19 protein-coding genes are annotated in these 22364 nt (G+C 66.4%); 9 read left to right on the plus strand and 10 right to left on the minus strand.

Annotation, left to right across the window (positions count from 1 at the left end; all coding sequences use genetic code 11):
- Positions 1-316 precede the first annotated feature (316 nt).
- On the minus strand, positions 317-928 hold the full coding sequence (locus tag QW881_RS23650) for a CinA family protein (RefSeq protein WP_315757509.1): 612 nt from the start codon (positions 926-928) through the stop codon (positions 317-319).
- A 66-nt stretch (positions 929-994) separates the two neighbouring features.
- Positions 995-2176, minus strand: a complete 1182-nt coding sequence (locus QW881_RS23655) for a bifunctional 2-C-methyl-D-erythritol 4-phosphate cytidylyltransferase/2-C-methyl-D-erythritol 2,4-cyclodiphosphate synthase (RefSeq protein WP_315738014.1) — start codon at positions 2174-2176, stop codon at positions 995-997.
- A gap of 448 nt (positions 2177-2624) precedes the next feature.
- Here QW881_RS23655 and dusB point away from each other — a divergent pair, with 448 nt between their 5' ends.
- The 7 genes from dusB (at position 2625) to hflX (ending at position 12036) form a co-directional block, all read left to right on the plus strand.
- A complete protein-coding gene (dusB, locus tag QW881_RS23660) occupies positions 2625-3578 on the plus strand; it encodes a tRNA dihydrouridine synthase DusB (protein WP_315757551.1) in 954 nt (317 codons plus the stop codon).
- Positions 3575-4750 carry a nitrogen regulation protein NR(II) gene (locus QW881_RS23665; RefSeq protein WP_315757508.1) on the plus strand — a complete coding sequence of 392 codons (1176 nt, stop codon included), beginning with the start codon at positions 3575-3577 and terminating at the stop codon, positions 4748-4750. Before dusB ends, QW881_RS23665 begins: the two co-directional genes overlap by 4 nt.
- Positions 4751-4759: 9 nt before the next feature.
- A complete protein-coding gene (gene ntrC, locus QW881_RS23670; protein ID WP_315711890.1) occupies positions 4760-6202 on the plus strand; it encodes a nitrogen regulation protein NR(I) in 1443 nt (480 codons plus the stop codon).
- Positions 6203-6377: 175 nt separating this feature from the next.
- The gene (locus QW881_RS23675) at positions 6378-8723 is read left to right on the plus strand and encodes a PAS domain-containing sensor histidine kinase (RefSeq protein WP_315757507.1); all 2346 of its coding nucleotides are present in this window, start codon (positions 6378-6380) and stop codon (positions 8721-8723) included.
- Between the two features lie 17 nt (positions 8724-8740).
- Positions 8741-10111 carry a sigma-54 dependent transcriptional regulator gene (locus QW881_RS23680; RefSeq protein ID WP_315738011.1) on the plus strand — a complete coding sequence of 457 codons (1371 nt, stop codon included), beginning with the start codon at positions 8741-8743 and terminating at the stop codon, positions 10109-10111.
- Between the two features lie 269 nt (positions 10112-10380).
- Positions 10381-10629 (plus strand): RNA chaperone Hfq, encoded by a 249-nt coding sequence (hfq, locus tag QW881_RS23685; RefSeq protein ID WP_006613906.1) that lies wholly within the window; start codon positions 10381-10383, stop codon positions 10627-10629.
- 27 nt (positions 10630-10656) lie between these two features.
- Positions 10657-12036, plus strand: coding sequence for a GTPase HflX (gene hflX / locus QW881_RS23690; protein ID WP_315757506.1), 1380 nt, complete (start codon positions 10657-10659; stop codon positions 12034-12036).
- A gap of 64 nt (positions 12037-12100) precedes the next feature.
- On the opposite strand, the gene QW881_RS23695 is transcribed toward hflX, so the two are convergent.
- From QW881_RS23695 to QW881_RS23705, 3 genes are read right to left on the minus strand one after another with little or no spacing between them, the layout of a single operon-like run.
- Positions 12101-13834: a thiamine pyrophosphate-requiring protein gene (locus QW881_RS23695; RefSeq protein ID WP_315757505.1), complete on the minus strand. Its 1734-nt coding sequence runs from the start codon at positions 13832-13834 to the stop codon at positions 12101-12103.
- Between the two features lie 16 nt (positions 13835-13850).
- Positions 13851-15536 carry an FAD-dependent oxidoreductase gene (locus QW881_RS23700; protein ID WP_315757504.1) on the minus strand — a complete coding sequence of 562 codons (1686 nt, stop codon included), beginning with the start codon at positions 15534-15536 and terminating at the stop codon, positions 13851-13853.
- 23 nt (positions 15537-15559) lie between these two features.
- Positions 15560-16933, minus strand: a complete 1374-nt coding sequence (locus QW881_RS23705; protein WP_315757503.1) for an MFS transporter — start codon at positions 16931-16933, stop codon at positions 15560-15562.
- Positions 16934-17061: 128 nt separating this feature from the next.
- On the opposite strand from QW881_RS23705, the gene QW881_RS23710 reads away from it, so the two are divergent.
- Positions 17062-17964: a LysR family transcriptional regulator gene (locus tag QW881_RS23710; protein ID WP_315738006.1), complete on the plus strand. Its 903-nt coding sequence runs from the start codon at positions 17062-17064 to the stop codon at positions 17962-17964.
- Between the two features lie 23 nt (positions 17965-17987).
- Here QW881_RS23710 and mazG read toward each other — a convergent pair whose 3' ends face one another.
- Positions 17988-18806: a nucleoside triphosphate pyrophosphohydrolase gene (gene mazG / locus QW881_RS23715; protein ID WP_315757502.1), complete on the minus strand. Its 819-nt coding sequence runs from the start codon at positions 18804-18806 to the stop codon at positions 17988-17990.
- 134 nt (positions 18807-18940) lie between these two features.
- On the opposite strand from mazG, the gene queC reads away from it, so the two are divergent.
- Positions 18941-19657, plus strand: a complete 717-nt coding sequence (queC, locus tag QW881_RS23720; protein ID WP_315757501.1) for a 7-cyano-7-deazaguanine synthase QueC — start codon at positions 18941-18943, stop codon at positions 19655-19657.
- 51 nt (positions 19658-19708) lie between these two features.
- Here queC and QW881_RS23725 read toward each other — a convergent pair whose 3' ends face one another.
- The 4 genes from QW881_RS23725 to nthA form a co-directional block, all read right to left on the minus strand.
- Positions 19709-20485 (minus strand): hypothetical protein, encoded by a 777-nt coding sequence (locus QW881_RS23725; RefSeq protein ID WP_315757500.1) that lies wholly within the window; start codon positions 20483-20485, stop codon positions 19709-19711.
- Between the two features lie 185 nt (positions 20486-20670).
- Positions 20671-21057, minus strand: a complete 387-nt coding sequence (locus QW881_RS23730; RefSeq protein WP_315738002.1) for a nitrile hydratase accessory protein — start codon at positions 21055-21057, stop codon at positions 20671-20673.
- Entirely contained in the window at positions 21054-21716 is a 663-nt protein-coding gene (gene nthB / locus QW881_RS23735) for a nitrile hydratase subunit beta (RefSeq protein ID WP_315757499.1), read from the minus strand. The genes QW881_RS23730 and nthB overlap by 4 nt, the downstream gene beginning before the upstream one ends.
- Entirely contained in the window at positions 21716-22351 is a 636-nt protein-coding gene (gene nthA / locus QW881_RS23740) for a nitrile hydratase subunit alpha (protein WP_315757498.1), read from the minus strand. The genes nthB and nthA overlap by 1 nt, the downstream gene beginning before the upstream one ends.
- Positions 22352-22364: the final 13 nt, after the last annotated feature.

The raw sequence follows: 22364 nt of genomic DNA on the forward strand, positions 1-22364 counted from the left end.
GCGGAGCCTCATGTAATCGAAAGGACTAATATTGGCTTTGTCGTCATTTTTACTCCTGGAAGTATTCCTGTGGATGTCTTTGGATTTTCTGCGTCGGCAGAGCTCTAGTATGGCGACGAGAAGCGGTGCTTGGGGGCGGCACGTCGGGAACTTTTTCCGCGCGATCTGCAATGACATGCAACTGAACGGCTGCGCCACTTCGAGGAAATCTCCGCCCTGTGCCGAAGCAACTCGGAATCTCAGCCAGTCAGAATACTGGATCGCGTCGCTGCGCTCGCGATGACGATGCGGCGAGAGCCGCGCGCGTCACTTCCAACTACGTCCGCGGCCGGCGTGGCCGCTTCACCGGATGCAGGCGCGGCGTCCGTGCCACGCGCGGACGCAGTCGCGTCGCCGCCGCGCGTTTCGGCTTAGCGGGGACCTGTGGCCGGGCCAGCTCCATCAGCAGGCGCAGGGCCTCGATAACGGAGCGCGTGCGCACGGTGCTGCGGCCGATGGCGCCGAAGCGGTGCTCGCGGTGGGTGATGCGGCCGTCGCGGGCGGCGACGGCGAAATAGACCAGGCCGACCGGCTTGCCGGGGGTGGCGCCGCCGGGGCCGGCGATGCCGGTGATGGCCACCGCGAGATCGACATCGGCGCGTTCCAGGGCGCCGACCGCCATCTGGATCGCGGTCTCCTTGGAGACGGCGCCGAAGGTCTGCAGCGTCGAAGCCTCGACGCCGAGCATGGCGCGCTTGGCCTCGTTGGAATAGGTGACGAAGCCGCGGTCGATGACATCAGAGGAGCCGGGGATGTCGGTCAGCGCCGCTGCGACCAGGCCGCCGGTGCAGGACTCGGCGGTCGCGATCATCAGCTTGCGCGACCGGCAGAGGTCGAGCAGCGAGCGGGCCAGCGCGCTGGTAGAGCCGATTTGACGTTCGCTGGCCATGGCTGCGTTGTCCTCATCCGACCGTCAGATCGAAAGCTCCATGAGCGGTGACAGGGTGGTGCGCCTCTAGGCACTCCACGGCAGACGGATCGTCGCGCTCGCCGTCGCTGCGATGCCTTCCTCGCGGCCGGTGAAGCCGAGCCGCTCGCTGGTGGTGGCCTTTACCGCGATGCGCGAGATGTCGACGCCGGTGATCTCGGCGATGCGGGCGCGCATCTGGTCGCGCAGGGGGCCGATCTTCGGGCGCTCGCAGATCATCGTGACCTCGAGATTGGCGACGCGGCCGCCGCGCGCGGTCACGCGCTCGATGGCGTATTTCAAAAACTGGTCGGAGGCGGCGCCTTTCCATTTCATGTCGGAGGGCGGGAAGTGCGAGCCAATGTCGCCATCGGCCAGGGCGCCCAAAATTGCATCAACCAGAGCGTGCAGACCGACGTCACCGTCGGAGTGGGCAAGGAACCCCTTGCTATGCGGCACACGCAGGCCGCACAGCCAGACATGGTCGCCTTCGCCGAAGGCGTGGACGTCGTAGCCGGTGCCGGTCCGGATGTCACCGAGCTGCGCGGCAAGGCGCGCTTCCTCGCGCACGAAATCTTCCGGTGTGGTGAGCTTCATATTGGCAACATCGCCCTCAAAGGTCGCGACGGTCAATCCCGCCCATTCGGCGATTGCCGCATCATCTGTGAACTCGGTGAGGCCGTCGCGCGCGGCGCGGCGGTGTGCCTCCAGGATCGTGTCGAACTTGAAGGTCTGCGGCGTCTGGGCGATGCGCAGCTTCGCGCGCTCCGGTGTCGCGGTGATGTCGCCGCCCGTGCCGACTTCCTTGATGGTGTCGGTGACCGGCACCACGGGAATCGCCGCACCGGTCTTGCCGGCCGCTCGAATCGCGCGCGAGATCACGGCGGGCGTGACGAACGGACGCGCGGCATCGTGGATCAGCACGATGTCGGGCTTGTGCGGCGCCAGCGCTTCCAGGCCCGCGAGCACCGAGGCCTGGCGCGTCGCACCGCCATGCGCTGGGACCTCGTGGCGCAGGCCGAAGACGGCTGCGTTGAAGATGTCGATGTCGTCGGGGTTCACCACCGGCTGGACCACCGCCACCTCGGGGTGATCGGCGAAGGCGGCGAGCGCGCGATGGATGACCGTGCGGCCGCCGATCATGCGGTATTGCTTCGGACCGCCGGCGCCGGCGCGCAGGCCACGTCCGGCCGCGACGAGAATGGCTGCAGTCCGCTGAGAAGTCGTCATGGGAACAGGGTATCGATGCAAAGGGAGATGATGGGTTCGCGGCTTCTTACATCTGCAGAACATGTTAAGCGAGCAGGATCACACGTTGCCTGAGCGGCAACTGCGATCGCGATGCATGTGCCGGGAGGCGCCGTGGCCTCGAGCGGGCCGATCGCCCGCCGCCTGTGGGCATCCTCGCTGAGCCATGCAAAAATCCGGCGGCTCGCGGGTTTACCATGACTGCCGAACAAGCATATTTTGCTGCACTGCACTTGAAATGCTGATTGTCTTGGCTAAAGTGTAGGCATGACGCTTGACTGCCCAAGATTTGTGCTTGAGAGTGCAGCGCAGACGCGATGATGCGTCCAGAGAGCTTTAAGAGTCGTTCGTGACCGGTCTGGCCAATACACAAGCCAAAGCCTTGAAGATAGGCGACGTTTCACTCGCCAACCGGGCCATTCTCGCGCCGATGTCGGGCATCACCGACGCGCCGCTCCGGCGACTCGCGGCCGAGCTCGGCGCCGGGCTGGTGGTGTCCGAGATGACCGCGAGCGACGATCTCGTGCGCGGGCGGTGGATATCGCGGTTGCGCTGCGAGGCGAGCGGCATCGGACCGCATGTCGTGCAGCTCGCCGGCTGCGAGGCGCATTGGATGGCCGAGGGCGCGCGGATCGCCGAGGAGGGCGGAGCTGATATCATCGACATCAACATGGGCTGCCCGGCGCGGCACGTGACCGGCGGCCAGTCCGGCTCGGCCCTGATGCGCGATCTCGATCATGCGCTGACCCTGATCGAGGCGACGGTCGAGGCCGTCGACGTGCCCGTGACCCTGAAGATGCGGCTCGGCTGGGACGAGCGCAGCCTGAATGCCCCGGAGCTGGCGCGCCGCGCGCAGGCCGCGGGCGTGCAGTTGATCACCGTGCATGGCCGTACGCGGCAGCAGTTCTACAAGGGCGAGGCCGACTGGAGCGCGGTGCGCGCGGTGAAGGACGCCGTCGATCTGCCGGTCGTCGTCAACGGCGACATCACCACCTACGAAGACGCGCGCGAGGCGCTCGACGCCTCCGGCGCCGATGCCGTGATGATCGGGCGCGGCGCGCAAGGACAGCCGTGGCTTCCCGGCCAGATCGGCCGCCGGCTCGACGGCGGTGCGGAAGAGGGCGCGCCCGAACTGGCTCAGCAGCTCAGTCTTCTCACAGCGCTCCATGACGAGATCTGCCGCCACTATGGCGCGCGTGTCGGCCTGCGCCACGCCCGCAAGCATCTCAGTTGGGGGCTCGACGTCGCCGCCCAGCACGCCCAAGCGCCGGCTGACAAACTGAAGGCGTGGCGCGACCGTATCCTGACGTCCGAGCAGCCGCCTTTGGTGCATCGGGCGCTGCGTGAGGCTTTCGACGATTTTGCCTGGAGTGCAGCCGCATGAGCTCAGCCGCAGAACAGCGCAAGCGACTTCCGTCGGATGGCGACGCCATCCTCAACGCTTTGCCGAATCCGGTCCTCGTCATCGGCCCGGATGGCATGATCGTGGACGCCAACATGGCGGCGGAATCCTTCTTCGATTCCTCGACGCAGTTTTTGCAGCGGCAGTCGCTGAAGAAGCTGGTGCCGTTCGGCAGCCCCTTGCTGGCGCTGATCGACCAGGTCCGCACCACCAGCGCGCCGGTCAACGAGTACAAGGTCGATCTGGGCACGCCGCGCACCGGCGCCGATCGGCTCGTCGACCTGCACGTCGCGCCGCTGCCGGAGCGGCCCGGCCATATCGTGGTGATGCTGCAGGAGCGCACCATCGCCGACAAGATGGACCGCCAGCTCACGCATCGCAGCGCTGCGCGCTCGGTGATCGCGCTGGCCGCGATGCTGGCGCACGAGATCAAGAACCCGCTGTCGGGCATCCGTGGCGCCGCGCAGCTTTTGGAGCAGCAGGCCTCCTCCGAGGACCGCATGCTGACCCGGCTGATCTGCGACGAGGCCGACCGCATCGTCACTTTGGTCGACCGCATGGAGGTGTTCGGCGACGACCGCCCGGTGGCGCGCGGGCCCGTGAACATCCATTCCGTGCTCGATCATGTGAAGCGGCTGGCGCAGTCGGGCTTTGCCCGCAACATCCGCTTCGTCGAGGATTACGATCCGTCGCTGCCGCCGGTGCTCGCCAACCAGGATCAACTGATCCAGGTGTTCCTGAACCTGGTCAAGAATGCCGCGGAAGCGGTCGTCGATCTCGGCTCGGATGCCGAGATCCAGCTCACCACGGCCTTCCGCCCGGGCGTGCGGCTGTCGGTGCCCGGCAAGAAATCGCGGGTGTCGCTGCCGCTGGAGTTCTGCGTCAGGGACAACGGCCCCGGCGTGCCGGAAGACCTGATGCCCAATCTGTTCGATCCGTTCGTGACCACCAAGCCGACCGGAAGCGGCCTCGGACTTGCATTGGTCGCGAAGATCGTCGGCGACCATGGCGGGATCATCGAGTGCGAGTCGCAGCCGCGCAAGACGACCTTCCGGGTGCTGATGCCGATGTACAGCGCAACCAGACAACCAGACCAAAGCAATCGCGATGACGTTTCGGGGACGCCGTTGCATGCCTCACAGGGATCAAATTGAGGACCACCTATGCCTGCAGGTAGCATTCTCGTTGCCGACGACGATACGGCCATCCGCACGGTCCTGAACCAGGCGCTGTCACGCGCCGGCTATGAGGTGCGGCTGACCGGCAACGCCGCCACGCTGTGGCGCTGGGTGAGCCAGGGCGAGGGCGATCTCGTCATCACCGACGTGGTGATGCCGGACGAGAACGCGTTCGACCTGCTGCCGCGGATCAAGAAGATGCGGCCGAACCTGCCGGTCATCGTCATGAGCGCGCAGAACACCTTCATGACCGCCATCAAGGCGTCGGAGCGCGGCGCCTATGAGTATCTGCCGAAGCCGTTCGACCTGAAGGAGCTGATTGCGATCGTCGGCCGTGCCTTGGCCGAGCCGAAGGAGCGCGCGGCGAGCCAGCCCGACGACGGCGAGTTCGAATCGATTCCGCTGGTCGGCCGCTCGCCGGCGATGCAGGACATCTACCGCGTGCTGGCGCGGCTGATGCAGACCGATCTCACGGTGATGATCTCGGGCGAGAGCGGCACCGGCAAGGAGCTGGTGGCGCGCGCGCTGCACGATTACGGCAAGCGCCGCAACGGGCCGTTCGTCGCGGTCAACATGGCGGCGATCCCGCGCGACCTGATCGAGTCGGAACTGTTCGGCCATGAGCGAGGCGCCTTCACTGGCGCTAACACCCGCGCCTCCGGCCGTTTCGAGCAGGCCGAGGGCGGCACGCTGTTCCTGGACGAGATCGGCGACATGCCGATGGAGGCGCAGACGCGGCTCTTACGCGTGCTGCAGCAGGGCGAGTACACCACCGTCGGCGGCCGCACCCCGATCAAGACCGACGTGCGCATCGTCGCCGCCTCCAACAAGGACCTGCGCATCCTGATCCAGCAGGGGCTGTTCCGCGAGGATCTGTTCTTCCGCCTCAACGTCGTGCCGCTGCGGCTGCCGCCGCTGCGCGAGCGCATCGAGGACCTGCCGGACCTCGTCCGCCACTTCTTCGCGCTGGCCGAGAAGGACGGCCTGCCGCCGAAGAAGCTCGATGCCGCGGCGCTGGAGCGGCTCAAGCAGCACCGCTGGCCGGGCAATGTCCGCGAACTGGAGAATCTCGCCCGGCGTTTGGCCGCGCTGTATCCGCAGGACGTCATCACCGCGTCAGTCATCGATGGCGAGCTGGCGCCGCCGGCGGTGACCACCGGCTCGAACACGCCGACCTCGATCGACAATCTCGGTGGCGCCGTGGAGGCCTATCTGTCGTCGCACTTCCAGGGGTTTCCCAACGGCGTGCCGCCGCCGGGGCTGTACCACCGCATCCTCAAGGAGATCGAGATTCCGCTGCTGACGGCAGCGCTGGCGGCGACGCGCGGCAACCAGATCCGCGCGGCCGATCTGCTCGGCCTCAACCGCAACACGCTGCGCAAGAAGATTCGCGACCTCGACATTCAGGTGTACCGCAGCGGCGCTTGATGGTGATTTGATACCTTTACGGCGAGCTCAGGCCCGCCTCAGGTGAGAATTAATGTAGACAAATCCGCGACGCGCTCCGGTGCCGCGGATTTGTCGCAATTTGGCAACAGCGTGGTAGGAATGCATCAGTCCGATTCCCGGACATGCCGCGTTCAGCATCACCCACCTTGCCGGAATGACCAGCGCAGAGACATCGGCCACCCCCTTCGATTCGTCGTCCACCGAGGGCCGGCGCTGGACCTGGCGCACCTGGCTGGCGCCGGTGGCGGTGGCGCTGGCGCTGCTGTCGGCCTTCCTGACCTTCATCGTGCTGGTCGGGCTGACCCCGGTCGAGCCCACGACCGACGTGGTCAAGACCTTCTACCTGATCGACGCTGGAACGATCCTGGTCCTGGTGGGGATCATCATCCGCGAGGTCTGGCAGGTGGTGCAGGCCCGCCGGCGCGGCCGGGCGGCGGCACGGCTGCACGTGCAGATCGTCAGCCTGTTCTCGGTGATCGCGGTATTGCCGGCAGTGCTGGTCGCCGTGGCGGCCAACGTCACCATCGATCGCGGCCTCGACCGGCTGTTCTCCGGACCGGCCAAGGTCGCGATCCAGAACTCGCTGACCATCGCGCGCGCCTACATGCAGGAGCACGCGCAATTCATCCGCGGTGACATCATCGGCATGGCGACCGACATCGCACGCGCCAGGCCGCTGTTCGACCAGGACCGCGCCAGCTTCCGCGAGCTGCTCACCACCAGCGCCGCGTCGCGCAACCTGCCGGGCGCGATGATCATCGACAAGAACACCAATCCGATCGTCTGGGCCGAGACCGGCGGGGTGCAACTGGCCTATTCGCCGCCGGCGCCCGAGTTCCTCAACAATGTCCGGGAGGAGGAGCCCGAGATCGCGGTCCTGCCGGAGTCGAACTACGTCGCCGCGGTGATCCGGCTGCGCGCGTTCAACGACACCTTCCTCTACGTCGCGCGTCCGCTCGATCCGCAGGTCGTCGAGCAGCTCAAGCAGACCGAGCTGTCGGTCGCCGAATACGCCCAGGTCGAGGCGCGGCGCTTCGGCATCCAGATCGCCTTCGCGCTGATGTTCGCGGTGATCGCGCTGACCATCCTGATGGCCTCGGTGCTGATCGGGCTGAACTTCGCCAACTGGCTGGTGGCGCCGATCCGGCAATTGATGAATGCCGCCAACACCGTGTCGACCGGCGATCTTAACGTCCAGGTCCCGGTGCATCGCTCGGAGGGCGATCTCGCCCAGCTCGGCCAGACCTTCAACAAGATGACCCAGGAGCTGCGCACCCAGCGCGACGAACTGGTCAGCGCCAGCGAATTGATCGACAGCCGGCGCCGTTTCATCGAGGCGGTGCTGTCGTCGGCCTCCGCCGGCATCATCGGCGTCGATGCCTCTGGCAGCGTCGGCATCCTCAACCGCTCGGCCGAGAAGCTGATCGGGCATGCCGAGCAGGAGGTGCTCGATCACCCGCTCTCCGACGTGCTGCCCGAACTCGACGACATGATGAAGACCGCGCGCGAGGGCAAGCAGCGGCTGGTGCAGGGGCAGATCACGATCCAGCGCGACGGCCACGAGCGCAATCTGTCGGTTCGCGTCACCGCCGAGCAGACCAACCAGGCGCGCGACAGCTACATCATCACGCTGGACGACATCACCGAGCTGGTCTCGGCGCAGCGCACGTCCGCCTGGGGCGACGTCGCGCGCCGCATCGCGCACGAGATCAAGAATCCGCTGACGCCGATTCAACTCTCGGCTGAGCGCATCCGCCGCAAATTCGGCAAGGTCATCACCGAGGACAAGGCGGTATTTGAGCAATGTACCGAGACGATCGTGCGGCAGGTCGACGACATCAGGCGAATGGTCGACGAGTTCTCGCGATTCGCGCGGATGCCGAAGCCGGTGATGGAAGGCGAGGACGTCGCCGACACCGTGCGGCAGGCCGTGTTCCTGATGAAGGTCGCGCATCCCGAGATCGACATCGAGACCGAGATCAAGCAGGACCCGTTGCGCGCGCAGTTCGACCGCCGCCTGATCTCGCAGGCGCTGACCAACATCATCAAGAACGCCACCGAGGCGATCGAGGTGGTGCCCGAGGCGGAGCTCGGCAAGGGCCGGATCGATGTCGTCGCCTCGCGCGAGGGTGAGGACGTGCTGATCGACGTCATCGACAACGGCATCGGTCTGCCGAAGGTGGCGCGGCAGCGGCTGCTCGAGCCCTATGTCACGACGCGCGCCAAGGGCACCGGCCTCGGGCTCGCCATCGTCGGCCGCGTGCTGGAAGACCATGGCGGCAAGCTCGAGCTGAAGGACGCGTCCGATTTCCGTCCCGGCCAGCGCGGCGCCTGGATGCGACTGCGCTTTGCCGTCTCCGGCCAGGCCGCGAAGACGGGCGCGAAGGAGCAGGCGGGGGCGTCTGACAATGCGCAGAAGACCGAGGCCGGCGGCGAAACCGCTGACACAGTTAAAACGACCAATGATGAACCAAAAATCCAAGCCGCAACCGGCAGCTGACGAGACAGGCGTGACCCATGGCGAGTGATATTCTGATTGTCGACGATGAAGCCGATATCCGGGAGCTGGTCGCCGGCATCCTGGATGACGAAGGCTTCACGACGCGAACCGCGCGCGACAGCGATTCGGCGCTCGCGGAGATCACGAGCCGCCGTCCCAACCTGGTGTTCCTGGACATCTGGCTGCAGGGCTCCAAGCTCGACGGTCTGCAGCTCCTTGAGCAGATCAAGAAGGACCATCCCGACCTTCCGGTCGTGATGATCTCCGGCCACGGCAACATCGAAACGGCGGTCGCCGCGATCAAGCGCGGCGCCTATGACTTCATCGAGAAGCCGTTCAAGTCTGACCGCCTGATTCTGGTTGCCACGCGTGCGCTCGAGAATTCCCGGCTGAAACGCGAGGTTCGTGAGCTCAAGCAGCTGGCGCCGACCGCGAGCAGCATGACCGGCCGCTCGCCATCGATGAACCAGTTGCGCCAGACCATCGAGCGCGCCGCCAAGGCCAATAGCCGCATCCTGATCGTCGGCCCGCCGGGCTCGGGCAAGGAGCTTGCCGCGCGTTCGCTGCACGCTCAGTCGCCACGCTCCGAAGGCCCGTTCGTCGTCATCAACGCCGCCGCGATCACGCCGGAGCGGATGGAGGAGGAGCTGTTCGGCATCGAGCAGTCGAACGGCGAGCAGTCGCGCAAGACCGGCGCGCTCGAGGAGGCCCATGGCGGCACGCTGTTTGTCGACGAGATCGCCGACATGCCGCGCGAGACGCAGAACAAGATCTTGCGCGTGCTGGTCGATCAGACGTTCCAGCGCGCGGGCGGGACCACCAAGGTGCACGTCGACGTGCGCATCATCTCCTCGACCGCACGGAATCTCGAGGAGGAGATTGCCGCCGGGCGTTTCCGCGAGGACCTCTATCACCGTCTGTCGGTGGTGCCGATCCGGGTTCCGCCGCTGTCGGAGCGCCGCGAGGACATTCCCGAGCTGATCGACTATTTCATGGAGCAGATTTCGGCCACGACCGGCCTGCCAAAGCGCCAGATCGGCCAGGACGCCATGGCCGTGCTGCAGTCGCATGTGTGGCCCGGCAACGTCCGTCAGCTTCGCAACAACGTCGAGCGTGTCATGATTCTGGCTGCCGGTGGACCGGAGGTGATCATCACCGCCGACATGCTGCCGCCGGATGTGGGATCGATGGTGCCGGCGATGCCGACCAGCAACAATGGCGAGCACATCATGGGCCTGCCGCTGCGCGAGGCACGCGAGGTGTTCGAGCGCGACTATCTGATCGCCCAGATCAGCCGCTTCTCGGGCAACATCTCGCGCACGGCCGAGTTCGTGGGCATGGAGCGGTCGGCCCTGCATCGCAAGCTGAAGGCGCTCGGCGTCGGCTGAGGCTTCAGCTCGGCCAAACTTGCCGACTGGACGAATTTACATTGGAAAATTCGTCCATTTCCGGAATTTTACGGATGAATCCGGTTGTTTTGGAACCGGCTTCCTTGCAAGCGGCTTGCCTAATATGCTCGCCTGTCTTCTAATCCGGCATCCCGTGGTCCCTCGAGGGGGATCTCAATGGACCATGGGCCACCTCGATGAATCCGGGGCCTGCGATCGGGTCATCGAAGGTCCAATAAGAAAAAGCACAAGACTGCGAGACAATAACAATGGCGGCTGACCGCGCACAAAACCTACAAGACACCTTTCTAAACCATGTCCGCAAAACCAAGACGCCGCTCACGATCTTCCTGGTCAATGGCGTGAAGCTGCAGGGGATTGTCACATGGTTCGACAATTTCTGCCTGCTGCTCCGGCGCGACGGTCACTCGCAGCTCGTGTACAAGCATGCGATCTCCACCATCATGCCGGGCGCGCCGATCCAGTTGTTCGAAGGCGGCGAGGACGCGTCTGCGTGAGTGTGACCTGACGTGAGAGTGACCTGATTGGAACCCCGCGATCGCGAAGGGACCATCGGCCTGTCGAGGCCGGATGACAATAAGGGGACCGGGCTCGTCATCGTGGTCGGCCCCTACTTGCGAGCGCGCCGCGGCGACGATGGCGCGCAAGCAGGCCAATCCGACATGCGTGATTTCGAGGCGCGGATCGACGAGGCGGCGGGCCTCGCGCGGGCCATCGACCTGACCGTGGCCGAGGCCATTCTCACGCCGATCGGGCAGATCCGCCCCGCGACCTATCTCGGCAAGGGCAAGGTCGAAGAGATTGCCGGCGTGATCGCCGGCCATGGCGTCGAGCTGGTGGTGATGGATTGCGCGCTCTCGCCGATCCAGCAGCGAAACCTCGAGAAGGCCTGGAACACCAAGGTGCTCGACCGCACTGGCTTGATCCTGGAGATCTTCGGCCGCCGCGCCAAGACGAAGGAGGGTGCGCTGCAGGTCGAGCTCGCGCATCTCAACTATCAGCGCAGCCGTCTGGTGCGGTCCTGGACCCATCTCGAGCGCCAGCGCGGCGGTTTCGGCTTCATGGGCGGTCCCGGCGAGACCCAGATCGAGGCCGACCGCCGGCTGATCGGCGACCGCATCACGCGGCTCGAGAACGAGCTGAAGAAGGTCCAGGCGACGCGGCGGCTGCATCGCGCCGGCCGCCAACGCGTGCCGTATCGCGTCGTGGCGCTGGTCGGCTACACCAATGCCGGCAAGTCGACGCTGTTCAATCGCCTGACGCGCGCCGACGTCCAGGCCGCCGACATGCTGTTCGCGACGCTCGATCCGACCTTGCGCGCGATCACGCTGCCACATGGCGGCAAGGCGATGCTGTCGGACACCGTGGGCTTCATCTCCAACCTGCCGACGCAGCTCGTCGCCGCCTTCCGCGCCACGCTCGAGGAGGTGCTGGAGGCCGACGTGATCCTGCACGTCCGCGACATGTCGCACGAGGATGCCGAGGCGCAGCAGCACGATGTCGAGCTGGTGCTCAGCCAGCTCGGCATCGATCCCGAGGCCACCGACACCATCATCGAGGTCTGGAACAAGATCGATCGCCTCGACGAGGCGGCCCGCGAGAACCTCGCCAACATCGCCGCACGGCGGCCACCGGAGCGCCCGTGCCTGCTGGTCTCGGCCCAGACCGGGGAGGGCGTCGAGGCGCTCCTGCAGACGATCGAGGACCGGCTCGCGGCGGCGCGGACGACGCTCGATCTCACCATCGATGCGGCCGACGGCGCCGGCATCTCCTGGCTGCATCGCAACGCCGAAGTGCTGGCCAAGGAGCTGCACGAGGGCCACTACGACATGACCGTGCGCGTCGATGCCACCAAGCGCGACATCGTGGTCGAGCGCTATCACGGCGTGCCCCGCGTGGCGTGAGCCGCGCGCGACGTCGTTTGCCTCTCGTGCAGGATGTCATGCATCGCTGCGCCTATCCATCGGGCTACAAGGGCGTGATGTCGGCGTGCAGCACGGCGGCGCGCCCGCCGTCGAGAGCGGCGAGGCAGCGCTCGATCGCCGCATCGAGCTTGTCGGGATCGTCGACCCGCTCGCCATGGGCGCCGAATGCGCAGGCGATGTCGGCGAGACGACGCTGCTCGCCCTGGCGCCCGGTGCTGAGCCTAGAGAGGAAGGAGTCCGTGCGCTGTGCGGCGCCGTCCGGATAGACGCGCTGCACCGATGCCTTCACCGCCTGCCATCCGTTGTTGTCGAGGATCACGGTCAGGATTGGCAGCTGATACTGCTGCGCTACGGCGTAGACGGAATCCGGCGCAGCGAAATGGTAGGCGCCGTCGCCGACGACCTGTACGACGCGGCGTGACGGATTGGCTAGCTTGAGTCCGAGCGCCATGCCGCCGCTGAAGCCGAGGCCGCCGCCGGCCAGGCCCACATAGGTCATCGGCTTGGTGCGGCGAAGCTGCTGTTGCAGGATTGGCGCGTTGCGGACCGCCTCGTTGAGGACGATGTCGTCCTCCGACAGCAGCGCCTGCAACCGCGCAAACAAATAGGCCGGGTTGATCGCTCCGATCCGGCCCTTCTGTGCAGCTGCAGATATCCGTTTCGCCTGCGCGGCCTCGCGTGCCGGCTGCCAGCTCGCGATCCGGTCGCGCACTCTCGTGAGATAGGCGTCGTCGCCACGGGCAACGATGATCTCCAGCACCTGACGAAGAATGACGGCCGAATCGCCCTGAATACGGAGGTCGGTGGCAAATCCCCACATCGGGATGTCCGCCTTCAGGGCGTCGATATCGATCTGGATCCAGCGCAGCCGATCGGCGGCCTTCAGCATCTGCGGAATGAATGGCACGTCGATGTCGATGAGCAGCCCGAGATCGGCGCCGGCGACCAGCGCGGCCGGGTCGGAGCCGGCAAAGCAAGGGGAGTCCTGGCAGATGTTCATCGTGACGGGGTTGAACTCCGCGACACGGATTCCGCAGACCAGCGCCAGCCGCTCCAGCACAGAGACGGCCTCGGCGCTGCGTCCGAGATAAGCGGTGAGCGCGATCGGATTCTCCGCCTTCATCAGCGCGTCCGCGATGGCACGCGCGCGCTCCGGCTCGATCCCTCCCGCCTTGACGCTGCCATGGCGCGCGGGCGGGCAGGCCGGCATCGCCGCCTCGTCCCAGGTCTCAGCGAGGGTCTCGCGCGGCAGCATCATGTAGACCGGGCCGGGCGGATCGCTGTGCATGAACGCGGCAGCACGGGCCACCGCCTCCTTGACGACGACGCCCGACGGCAGCGTGTATTCCCATTTGACATAAGGACGCACGATGCTGCCCTGATCGAAACTCTCCTGCACGAAGTGGACGTAGGTGTCACGTCCTCCCGGCAGCTCGCCATGCAGCGCGAACGGAGCCCGCCCTGCAAACAGCAGCACCGGCAGCCGGTAGCGAAAGGCGTTCTGAATCGCCATGCACGCGTTCGCCGTGCCGGCATCGACATGGACGAACACGGCCTGGCCGCGGCCGGTCGCGCTCGCATAGCCCATTGCCATGTGCACCGCGACCACCTCGTGGGGACACAGGATCACCTCGGGGTGCCGTCGACCTTCGCTGTCCCAGCGTGCAATCTCCTCGATCAGCGAGACATGATCGGTGCCGAGATTGGCGAAGATGTAATCGATGCCGATCTCGACGAGCGCCTCGAGGAAGTAGTGCGCGGAGGTGTGGCGTGTCATGGCGCGGTGGCGAGGATCAGGCGACGACGGCATTGTCACGGCGCACGGCCTCAGGCTGGGTTGTGAGGCCGCGGAGGCGGTCCAACAGGTCGTCGGGCTCCTGAGGTGCGGCCGCGCCGCGCCAGGCGATGTGCGAATCCGGTCGCACCACGAGCAGGCTGTCAGCGAAGTCGTAGCCGGCCTTGGCCCGGTCGACGTCGACGAGCGTCAAGGGAACGCCCTGGCGGGCTGCGGCCTCGACCAGCGCCTCGGCATTGATGGTTGGATCGAACCGGACCAGCGTATAGGCTGGGCCGAGCGCGTCGAGCAGCGAGCGGCCATCGGCGAGCCACACGTGCGGGGCGCGTGCGCCTGGCACGGTAGACGCGGTGAAATGGCCCATGCCGTAGGGCGGCGGCGTCTCGCCATCGTACGAAATGGCCGGTGACCGGTCGTAGTAGTAGCCGAAGTTCAGGCCGGCGCAGCAATATTGCTGCACGTTGAGGTCGTAGGCGGCCTGTCCCACCTTGCGGCGCGCCTCATCGCCCACGGGGCCGTCCATTTCGACTTCGGCAGGCACGCTGCGTCGCTGGCTCATCACGGCGAGCGCATGGTTCATCGCGAAGTGCGACACCTGCTCGGTGATCGGCTGCCGCTCCGCCTCATAGGCGTCCAGCAGGGCAGGGGCAGCCCAGCCGTGCAGCACGCCGGCGAGCATCCAGCACAGGTCGACCGCATCGGCGATCCCGGCATTCATGCCGTAGCCCGCATAGGGAATCCACAGATGCGCCGCATCGCCACAGATGAAGGCACGGCGATCGCGAAAGCGATCCGCCACCAGGCGGCGTCCGATCCAGTCCTCCTTGCTGATGACCTCGTACTCGAAACGGTCGTCGACACCGAGAATGGTGCGCAACGCCCAATCGCGATCGACACTGTCGAATTCGACTTCCTCGGCCGCGAGGTGGTTGTGGATCAGCCAGTTGTCGCGGCCGTCGATGGAGACGGTGGTGCCGCAGCGCCGCGGGTTGAGCGACATCGTCATCCAGGCCGGCTTCTGGGTGATCAGGTCCTTCAGCGCAGGGGCATGGATGTAGGTCGACTGCACCCGCTGCACGACATCGGTGCCGCTGAGCCGCGCGCCGATCAGCTTGCGCACCGCAGAGCGGCCGCCGTCGCAGCCAATCAGATAATCGGCCGAAATGGTGATGTCCCGATCGGCGTCGAGATCGCGTGCCCGCGCGATCACGCCGTTTTCATCCTGGTCGAACCGATCGACCTCGACGCGGTTGAGAATCGTGATGCCGCGTTGCGCCTCGGCGCAAGCGAACAGGATGGGCTCGAGATAGATCTGGTTGATGCGATGGGGCGGCTCGGGCGTCGGCCAATCGGTGTCGGGTCCGCCGGTCGCCGTATAGCGGTCCTGGCGGGACGGAATCGGGATGCGCGTCAGCTCGCGGCCGACGACCGCGGTGCGGTAGGCGCAGTCGTTGGGAAAGTCGGCCGGCAGGCCGCCTTCGCGCACTTGTTGGACGATGCCAAGGCGGCGGAACACCTCCATCGAGCGCGCGGAGACGTGGTTGCACTTCACGTTGGGCGGCTCTCCGGCGCGCCTGATCTCCGCGACCACGACGTCGATGCCGCGCGAGGCAAGATCCATGGCGGCGGTCAGTCCGACCGGGCCGGCGCCCACGATGAGCACCTGGGTTTGAATCGTCTTCATGTCAGTTCTCTTCTGCTCTGAACCTAGGCACGCTCGGCTGTCGAAAGCGCATCCCGCTGCGTGCCGTCGGCGGTCGGAAGACTGCCGCGCATGCCGAGGACGGCAAGGCCCAGGATCACCAGTGCCGAGAACAGTTGCGGCACCGCGCTGGCCTGAAACAGCGAGGACACGTCCCATTTCGCCGCGAGCATCAACCCGCCGATCGTGACGCCGAGGATCGAGCCGAAGCGGCCGATGCCCAGTGCCCAGCCGATGCCGGTGCCGCGGATGTAGGTCGGATAGATGCGCGCCGCGTAGGCGTTGCAGCCGATCTGTCCGCCGATCACCGCGACGCCGGCAATGAAGACGGCCGGCACGAGAATCGGCAACGAGGCTCCCGCGATACCGATGGTGATGATCGAGAGGAAGCCGGCAACGTAGGTCGCGAACAGGACGCGATCGAAGCCGAACTTTTCGATCAGCAGGCCGAGCCCGACGGTGCCGAGCATGCCGCCGAGCTGGAAGGCGATGCCGACGGCGATCGCCGCCTGGACGTCAAGCCCGACACCATGTGTGAGCGTCGGCAGCCAGCTGTTGAGGAAATAGATGTCCATCATGTTCATGAAGAACATGACCCACAGCAGCAAGGTCGGCAGCAGACGCCGCTTGGTGAACAGCTGTGGCAGCAGAAAGCCCTTGCCGCTCTCCTCGATGATCGTAAACCGCGCGTCGGCGGGGAGGCGGCCCGACGGATCGATCCGCGTCAGCAGCGCGCGCACGCGATCATTCTTGTTGTCGTCGAGGGCCAGCAGCGAGAGCGATTCCGGTAGCCAGATAATCAGGACCGGACAGAGGATGAGCGGCAGAATGCCGCCGATGAGAAAGATGATCTGCCAGCCATAGGTGGTGATGAGCTTGGCCGCGACCGCTCCGCCGATCGCCGATCCCAGCGACACCGTCATGAACATCAGCATGATCAACAGGGTCCTGCGACGCTGCGGCGAATATTCGCCGGTCAGCGCGATCGTGTTGGGCAGAACGCCGCCGAGCCCCAGGCCGGTGAGGAACCGAATGATGACGAGGTCGGATACGCTCGTGGCCTGGGTGGTCGCCAGCGATCCAAGCGCGAACACGAGAACCCCGGCGACGACGAGCCATTTGCGCCCGAGATAGTCGGCCAGGGCGCCGAACACCAGCGAGCCGATCATCACGCCGAACAGGGACGCGCCAAACACGGGCCCCAACGCGCCCGGCGCCAGATGCAGGTCCTTGCTGAGGGCAGGGGCGACGAAGCCGAGCGCCTGGGCATCGAAGCCGTCGAGCCCGACGACCAGCGCGCACAGGCAGATCACCCTGATCTGGAATCCCGACAGCGGCCGCTCGTCGACGTAGCGCGTGAGATTGATCGCTTGCGTCAAATGTCCCTCCCCATGTGCTTGTTGTTGCCTGGCCGCTTCACCGCAGCCGCCGGCTGTTTGCAAATATGTTGCATGATCAGACTCTTTCGATTAGCCACAAAATTCTCATTCATTCATGAGGAAAGCTAATGCCCCCGACCTTGCGGCAATTGGAGGCCCTGGTCCTGGTGTATCGGCTCGGCAGCATCACCAAGGCGGCCGCCGAGCTGCGCGTCACGCAGTCGGCGATCAGCCTGCTGATCCGGCAGATCGAGGAGAACTTTCAGCTCAAGCTGTTCGATCGCACGACGCGGGCGCTGCACCCGACGGCGGCCTGCCGCGAGGCGATCACCGCGGCGGAACGCATCCTGGCGGGGACGCAGGGGCTGTCGCAGCGGATGCGCGACCTTGCCGAGATCAAGGCCGGCCGAATTTCCATCGCGGTCTCAGCGGGCGTCGCGTCGGCGCTGCTTCCACGCGTGTTTGCGACGTTTCGATCGCGCCATCCCGAGGTGCGCATCGATCTGCGTGATGTCGCGCCCGACGAACTGCTCGCGATCGTGATGGCCGGGCATGCGGAGTTCGGCCTCGGCAGCGTGGAGGACGAGGGCGTACCGGAGGTCAGGATCGAGACGCTGATGCAAAGTCCGCTCTCGGCGATCGGCATCAAGGACGGGCGGTTCGAGAAGCACCGCCGTCTGACGTGGGACGGCATCATGAGCTCCGACCTGATCACGATGCGTCACGGCACGCGCATCCGCCGCCAGATCGACGAGGCGCTGGCGGAGACCGGGCGGTCGCTGAAGCCTGCCTGGGAAGTGTCGCTGATCACGACCGCGCTGGCGCTCACGGCGGAGGGCGCCGGCATCAGCATCCTGCCCGCGCACATGCTGCCCAAGGCACAATTTCCGACCTTGGCCGCGATCCCGCTATCGCAGCCGACGATTCATCGGCACGTCTCGCTGCTGAGCCGCGCCGACTTTGGATTGTCGCCGGCCGCCCAGCGCTTCGTCGAGATCGCAAGGGCCGAGCTGTCGCGCAAGGGCGGCTGATCACGACCTCGGAGCCGGGAACGCTACTTCTCCAGTCGCTTCGCCTCGTTCCACAATTCGTCCATCTCGTCGAGCGACGCTTCTTCGAGTGTGCGGCCCTTCGCCGTCAACGCCTGCTCGATGTGCGCGAAACGGCGCTCGAACTTGGCGTTGGTGCCGCGCAATGCGGTCTCCGGATCAACCTCGGCGTGGCGGGCAAGATTGACCAGCGCGAACAGGAGATCGCCGGTCTCTTCGGTCAGCTCGGTCGCATCCTTGTTGTCGAGCGCGGCCTCGATCTCGTCGGCCTCCTCGCGGATCTTCTGCAACACCGCGCGCGGATCGTTCCAATCGAAGCCGACGGTCGCGGCCTTGCGCTGCAGCTCCATGGCGCGGACCAGCGCCGGCTGTCCGGCCTTGATGCCTGATAGCAGAGAGGACTTGTTCGTCTGCGCCTCGGGCGGCCGCCGCGCGGCGCGCTCGGCCTTCTCCTCGGCCTTGATGCGGTCCCAAGTGCCTTTGGTGGGCTGGGTGACGTTGCCGTCCTTGTCCGGGAACACATGCGGATGGCGGCGGATCATCTTCTTCGTGATGCCCTCGACGACGTCGCCGAACGCAAACGCGCCTTGTTCTTCGGCGATGCGGGCGTGATAGACCACCTGCAGCAGGAGATCGCCGAGCTCCTCGCGCAGATCGTCGAGGTCGTCGCGCGTGATCGCGTCCGCCACCTCATAGGCTTCCTCGATGGTGTAGGGCGCGATGGTCCGGAACGTCTGCTCGATATCCCACGGGCAGCCGGTGACCGGCGTGCGCAGCGCCGCCATGATCTCGATCAGGCGTGAGATGTCGCGGGAGGGGATCATGGGCAGGTCCTGACAGCATCGTTCGATCGGGTCCTGTATGCCCCAAGCCGCGCGCGGCTCCCAGCGAAAAGGGCGACTGCACGGGATGCGCCCGGCGGGTTGGCCCGACCCGTCGATGGTGCTAAGCGGGGGCCATGAGTGAGCAGGACACGACGGCCCTGGTGCTGTTCTCGGGCGGGCAGGATTCCACGACGTGCCTGGCCTGGGCGCTCGACCGCTTCGCGCGCGTCGAGACGATCGGATTCGCCTACGGCCAGCGCCATGCGATCGAGCTCGCCTGTCGCGACCGGCTGGTCGAGGGCATCGCGCGCCTGCGCCCCGACTGGGCAGCCAAGCTCGGTGACAGCCACACGTTGGAAATTCCAACGCTGGCTGCGATCTCCGAGACCGCGCTGACGCGCGACGTCGCGATCGAGATGGGCGCCGACGGCCTGCCCAACACCTTCGTGCCGGGCCGCAACCTGGTGTTCCTGACCTTTGCGGCGGCGCTCGCCTATCGCCGCGGCATCCGCCATATCGTCGGCGGCATGTGCGAGACGGACTATTCGGGCTATCCGGACTGCCGCGACGAGACCATCAAGGCGCTGCAGAATGCGCTGAGCCTGGGCATGGCGCGCGCGTTCGAACTGCACACGCCGCTGATGTGGCTGTCGAAGGCCGCGACCTGGCAGCTGGCGCATGACCTCGGCGGCGCCGGCCTCGTCGACCTGATCCGCGACCAATCGCACACCTGCTATCTCGGCGAGCGCGGCGCGCGGCATGACTGGGGTCACGGCTGCGGTCACTGTCCCGCCTGCGAGCTGCGCGCCAAAGGATGGCGCGCGTACGTCGCGGCGGGCGGGCCATCCTGAATCGGAAGCGGGGCCCTCGGGCCCCGCGGAGAGTTGCGCACAGACGAGCGCTCAGGCGGCTTCGTTGTCGGACGGCTCACGCTGGCTGACGATGACGAGATCGGCATCGGCGAGGTCGTGGCCGTCATCGGCCTCATTGGCTGCAGCGGATGCCGCCTGCGCGACGAGGCGCGCGGTGATGTCGTCCTTGGCGTCCTTGCCGCTCTTCTCCCAGGCAGGCGCGTTCAGCACCACGATGTCGTCGTCGTGGGCGGCATCGTCGTGATCGGCGGGCACGATCGACGGCGACTTCACCGGGGTGTCGACGATACGCAGGGTGGGGGTCTCGGCTTCGACCGGCTCCGCTGCGGCTGCGGCCGGTTCGTCCTCGGCCATTTCTGCCTGCTCCGGCTCGGGGGGCGCGGCCTCTTCGGCGGGGGCATCGGTGTCGGCGCTCGCAGCGCGGGCCACAGCCTCGGCGGCTTCGGCGGGCTGTTCGGCGGCCGCGGCAAGGCCCTCCTTGGCCGGCGCATCATCATGCGGCGCGAGGCCGAGATGCTGCGAGATTTCCTTGATCAGCCTGTCGATCGCCACCAGCACGCGATACTCCGGGATCGAGGCCATGTGCTGCTCGAACCGGTTGCGCGCATATTGCAGCGAATCGATCACGTCGGTGGCGATGGAGGAGCCCGACGCCTCGGTGCCGTGCAGGGCTCCCGCAGCCTTCTCGGTCGAGCTCTCGATCAGCAGGAAGGCCTCGTATTGCGGAATCGATTTGAGCTTCTCGTGATAGTCCTGACGCACGCCGGCGAGCGTGTCGACGATGGTGGCGAACTCTGGCGCGGGCATTTCGACGTCCCCCTCAACTTCAGCAAAGAAGATGCGCGGGACGCTACGGACGCACTGATGAACGTTCAATTTCGTACGAATACCGCTGTTCGCGGCATGAATAGCCGGCCGTTAAGACCGGACCATCAAAAGCAGGATCGTCCGCACACCGGGCATTAAGCATCCGCCAGACGCGCGCGAAGGGCTCAGCCGACAAAATCCTCGGGCCTGAGCTCGATCGGCTTGCCATGCGGGGTGCGATCGGCAGCGTGATCCCAGGCATTGCGGTAACGCGTCAGTGCGTCGGCGGAGGTGACGCCCTTCTCGGCGACGAGGCGCTCGAGCGTCGCGAGCCAGTGCCGGTAATAGGTATCGCCGCAATCGGGATCGCCAGACGCTTGCGCGCGCGAAATCTCCTCGGCGAGCGCAGCCGCCCATTCGGGCCAGGTAAAGAGGCCGCGGGCGTGCAGCGTGACGGCCATCGCGAAGGCGTGGGCTTCCCACGGCTCGCGAAACACGGGCCCGCTGTCGTCGACGGGAATGCCGGGCAGGGCGCGCGTCGCCGCGGCCGCCGCCTCGCGGTCGGGTGTCATCGGGCCGGCTCCAGATAGGGCTCGAAGGCGTCGACCGTGACCTCCAGCAGCGGATCGGGCGCATCGGCCCACAGCTCGGCGCCGCTGAACGACACCGTGTAGAGCCATTGCGGGTCTTCGCCGCCGCCATGGGCGTTGCTGTCCGGAAACACGTGCGCGCCTCTGACCGCCTCGACGCGTCCGAGATGGCCGCGCACGTAGCGCGGCAGCCGCGTATGCGTCGTCGGATGGATGTCCTTGGCGCGGACGCGGTCGCCGACGGCGAACAGCGCCGGCTTCGTCGCCGCGCGCTCGGTCGGGCCGCCGCGACGCAAGGTCGGCGCGACGGCATCGGCGGTGAGGATCTTGGCGACGGGCTTGGCCGGATGCAGCACCTTGCCGGCGACGATCTCATCGGCGTCGACCAGATGCCGCTCCTGCATCAGCCGTTCGATGCCCGCGAGCCAGATCTGGTAGTAGCTCATGCCGAGGTAATCGTCCGGCGGACGGTTCTCGCGCGCGAAGCGCGACATGTCGATGTTCCAGCCGCCGGGCGTCGCCATCGCCAGCGTCATGGCAAAGGCGCGACGCTCCCATTCGGCGTGGAACACCGGCTCGTTCGGCTCGGGGCGGACCGGACCAAAGCCGGCGACGCCGCCCATGTCATGCGCACCATCCATCAGCGGCCAACCTCGTGCGGCTGCTTCGGCAGGCCGGTGCCGATCATGCTGTCGCGCGTGACGAGCGCGGCGAGCTGATCCTCGCTCCAGCCATCGGTCCCGGCGGGACGGATCGGCAGCACGAAGTAGCGGACCTCGGCCGTCGAATCCCACACCCGGATCTTCGTCGTCGGCGGCAGCTCGAAGCCGAAATCCTTCAGGACGCCGCGCGGATCCTTCACCGCCTTGGCGCGATAGGGCGCCGATTTGTACCAGACCGGCGGCAGGCCGAGCACGGGCCACGGATAGCAGGAGCACAGCGTGCACACGACCATGTTGTGCAGATCCGGCGTGTTCTCGACCGCCACGATGTGCTCGCCCTGGCGGCCGGCATAGCCGAGCTCGCCGATCGCCGGCGTGGCGTCGGCAAGAAGGCGCGCCCGATAGGCCGAATCGCTCCAGGCCCGCGCCACGACCTGCGCGCCGTTGCGGGGACCGACCTTGCTCTCATAGGTCTCGATGAGCACGTCGAGCGCGGCGGGGTCGATATACCCCTTCTCGGTCAGGATGCTTTCGAGCGCGCGGACGCGCAGATCGGTCTCGGACAGGTCCGAGTGATCGTGCGGATGGTCGTGATGGTGATCGTGATCCGTCATGACTCAACCATAG

Source organism: Bradyrhizobium sp. SZCCHNS3016 (assembly GCF_032484535.1).
Taxonomy (GTDB): domain Bacteria; phylum Pseudomonadota; class Alphaproteobacteria; order Rhizobiales; family Xanthobacteraceae; genus Bradyrhizobium.